The organism is Pontimicrobium sp. MEBiC01747 (genome assembly GCF_053601635.1).
In genome coordinates this window covers 1-3,755 of the sequence record NZ_JBSHNS010000049.1, presented here as the reverse complement: position 1 = coordinate 3,755, position 3,755 = coordinate 1, and the positions used below count along the sequence as shown (strand labels likewise).

Below are 3,755 nucleotides of genomic sequence, written 5' to 3'. Positions count from 1 at the left end.
ATAATTACCAGTCGTTAATTGTTTTTCTATACGACTAGTACTTCCGCAAGCCGTTAAAAGTATTAGTGTTATTAATGTTAGAGTAATGTTTTTCATAGTAAATATCCTATTTGGGAAATTGATTGAACCATCAATAATTTTTCAAATTTAAAAAATGAAATGTGTTTATATGGTAATTTATTTGATTGTTTTTTGATTTTTGAAATTTATATTATATGCTACAAACCAATTTGTATGCCAAAGCCAAATAAATATGTTTTAATACTAAAAAAAACGCCTAAAATTAATTTTAGGCGTTTTTTTTAAGTTTTTCTGCTAACTACTTATTGATTAGAAAGCGATAGAATTTGTTCTTTATAAATAGGTTTTCCGTCTTCTGTAATTCCATTTATAATTATTTTAAGATTGTTATAATTTTGTCTATTAACTTTTAAAATATTGTCTGTACCTGGTGTAATTTCAAAATTCGGAACCCAATCTATGGTGCTATAATTGTCTATAGAGCTTTGGGTTGTGAATTGTAATTCTGGTTTTTCGTATTTGGTTTTAGAGTCATTAAATCCAAATGCAATTTTAGATTTTTGAATTTTAGGGTTGTTTACAATAGGTTTTCCAGATTCTCCTTTACGAGTTACAAGGTGTATTACACCATTTGGATATAATGGGCCGTAACCTGCACCATTAATGTTAAGAACTACATATTCTATTTCTTCTACTCTTCTAAAAGATAAAAGGGTTAAATCTGTATATAATACTCCATCTACAGTAACACTAAGTAATCTAGGTCCTGTATCGTTTATGGTTCTTGCACCTCTATTATTTTGAATAGAAATATCTCCTGAAGCATTATATACTACTGTTGTACTAGGTAATGTTTGTAAGTAATCTAAAATAGTGGCATTAGAAAAACCTGAATCTTCTGGCTTGTATACTCTAGATGAGCCTAAACCAAGAATATTGTATTTGGCTAATGTCTGCCTAAGTTGTAATTGTTTTTTCTTTTTATTTGCAGTTATTAATATTTCATCTAAAGCTTCTGCATCTTGGTATTCTGGCAAGCTTGAGTACTCATTGTTTGTTGGTTCTGTTTCTACAGGTGCGTTATTTTTATAAACTAAATTTTGCGGTAGCGTATTATCTGCTCTATAATCGACATAATTATTGTAAACAAAAAATGTTGCTTTTTCTATTTTTCCTTTTTCATTAATTAATGCTAAACTATAATTTGACGATTTTTCAAAATTAAGTTTATCGAAGTTAAAGGTATGGTCTTTAGAGATAGTACTTACTTCGGTTAATTTATTTTCGTTTGATGATAATAAAACGGTGTAGTTTGATAAATCCTCTATTTTGGTATTAACTTTACCGTTTATATTAATACCATTTTCATTTTTGTAATGTAAACTAGATGTTGTTAAACCTTTATATGGAAATGTGTTTTCTGTAGTTGCTATTTTAGAGATGTAATCTAATTTATTTGTGTTTATAGTTTTTTTGGACAGCAAATTTGCAGCTCCATAATTATTAGCTTTTAAGTAAGGATCTATTAAAAAGGATGATATAATATTATTATTGTTTTTGTATAGTTTTGTTTCTTCTGGTAGCACAGAAACACTAACATTAGCTTTACTACTAATATTAAATGTTTTTAAATTAAGCGATAACGTATCGTATGTTTTTGAGCGTTCTGTAATTTCAATATCTATTGGGTTATAAGCGTTCCAAAAAAAAGATTTTTCTGAAACTATTTTTTTATCTTCTGTAAATAGCGCAATCATATTTACACCATTAAAAAGGTCGGATTTTGCAAAGGCTATTTTATAAGAAACCTTGTCTTTTTTTAACTGTAACGGAAGAATGGATTTTAAATCTCCGTTTCTATGTAAAACTGCAAAAAGATATTTGTTTTTAAGTTTTTTGTTTATAATCGTTTCACTAGAGGTATTTATTTCAAAAGCAATAGTTTGTGGTGTTTCAACAGCTTTATTTCTGTTTATACTAAAAGGCGTTGTCGTATTTTTAGCAAACTCTACTTTTTGTATAGGTGTATTGTCTGAAAAAATATCACCTTCACTTAGGTTGATAACTTCAATTTTAAAAAGTGGCGCTTTCTTTTTAAAGTTTTTATTCCATTGAGAATCTAACTGTAGATAATATAGTCCTTGTTTAAGGTCTTTTTCGAGCTCAAATTGCCCGTATCCCATTCCGTTTTCTACATAGACCAGTTCGCTATGTACTAGCTCTAATGCATCGTTATATAAGTTTACATGTAAGTTTGTAGATTCTATAAAAGGTAGATTGCTTCCATCTTCTACAGTATAAGTTTTAAACCAAATTTGTTCTCCTGAGAAATAAGTGGTTTTATTGGTATGAATAAAATACTTTTCAATTTTAAACTTATGAAAGTACTCACTATTAATAATTTTTTCAGATTTTTTTGAGATCGCATCTTGCGAAGACCCTAAACTAAATAGTAATAGGGCAAGTAGTGTAAATAGTTTTTTCATTTTGGCTATATTGATTACTAGCTTTTTTTATCAAATATAATACCAAAAAAGAACCCCTTATTAAAAAATAAGGGGTTTATAATTTATTTAACAAGAATTAACTTATTTTTTCTTAGGGTTGAATACTGGTAATAGTTTTGTTGAAACTTCTCCAAAACCAATACGTGTTCCTTCTTTTTCGCAGTAACCTCTCATAATAACGGTGTCGTTATCATTAATAAATTTACGCTCAGTGCCATCATTCATTTTTAATGGTTTTTCGCCTCTCCAAGATAGTTCTAACATAGAACCATAAGAGTCTGGTGTTGGCCCAGAAATAGTACCACTACCCATCATGTCACCAGAATTTATAGGGCAACCGTTTACTGTATGGTGTGTTAATTGCTGTGCCATGCTCCAATACATGTATTTAAAATTTGAGCGACTTACTACTGTTTCTTTAGCTTTTTCTGGTTGTATTGCAACTTCAAGATTAATATCGAAACTCTTTTTTCCTTTTTGTTGTAGGTATTTTAATTGTTTCTTTAATGGTTTTGGACTGTCTACTCTGTATGGTTCTAAAGCGTCTAGAGTAACAATCCATGGCGATATAGATGAAGCGAAACTTTTAGCCAAGAAAGGGCCTAATGGCACATATTCCCACTTTTGAATATCTCTTGCACTCCAATCATTAAACAAAACTAAGCCAAAAATATACTCTTCTGCTTCTTCAATAGGTATTGGTTCTCCTAAATCGTTTGCATCTGTTGTTATAAATGCCATTTCCAATTCAAAGTCAACTAACTTTGAAGGTCCAAAAACAGGTGTTTCTGCTCCAGCAGGAAGCGTTTGCCCTTGCGGTCTGTGTACGGGTATTCCAGAGGGAATTATAGAAGAACTTCTTCCATGGTATCCTACAGGAATGTGTAACCAGTTAGGTAATAAAGCATTGTCTGGATCTCTAAACATAGTACCTACATTGGTAGCATGTTCTATGCTTGAATAAAAATCGGTGTAGTCACCAATTTCTACTGGAAGTTGCATCTCAATTTCGTCTAAACGAAATAAAACAATTTCTTTATTTTTTTTATTGTCTTTTAAAACAGGGTTTTCTGCATCAAAAATTTCAGCAATTCTATTTCTAACTAATCGCCATGTTTTACGACCATCTGCAATAAAATCGTTTAGAGTATCTTGAAGAAAAATATCATCGGTTAACGGGATACCTTCAAAATAGCCTAATTGATGCAATGCACCTAGGTCTATAGC

The 3,755-nt window shown here is 30.1% G+C and carries 2 protein-coding genes; both read right to left on the bottom strand.

All coding sequences use genetic code 11. The features are described 5' to 3' along the window. Window positions 1-323: 323 nt before the first annotated feature. The gene (locus ACVC2P_RS00735; protein ID WP_452596570.1) at window positions 324-2,507 is read right to left on the bottom strand and encodes a hypothetical protein; all 2,184 of its coding nucleotides are present in this window, start codon (window positions 2,505-2,507) and stop codon (window positions 324-326) included. A 102-nt stretch (window positions 2,508-2,609) separates the two neighbouring features. Beyond that, window positions 2,610-3,755 (bottom strand): fumarylacetoacetase (fahA, locus tag ACVC2P_RS00730; protein ID WP_452596569.1); only part of this gene is annotated, 1,146 nt, incomplete at its 5' end.

What these genes read in the sequence shown, in the direction of transcription:
- ACVC2P_RS00735 (WP_452596570.1), bottom strand. Translation starts at nt 2,507, where the DNA reads ATGAAAAAACTATTTACACTACTTGCCCTATTACTATTTAGTTTAGGG.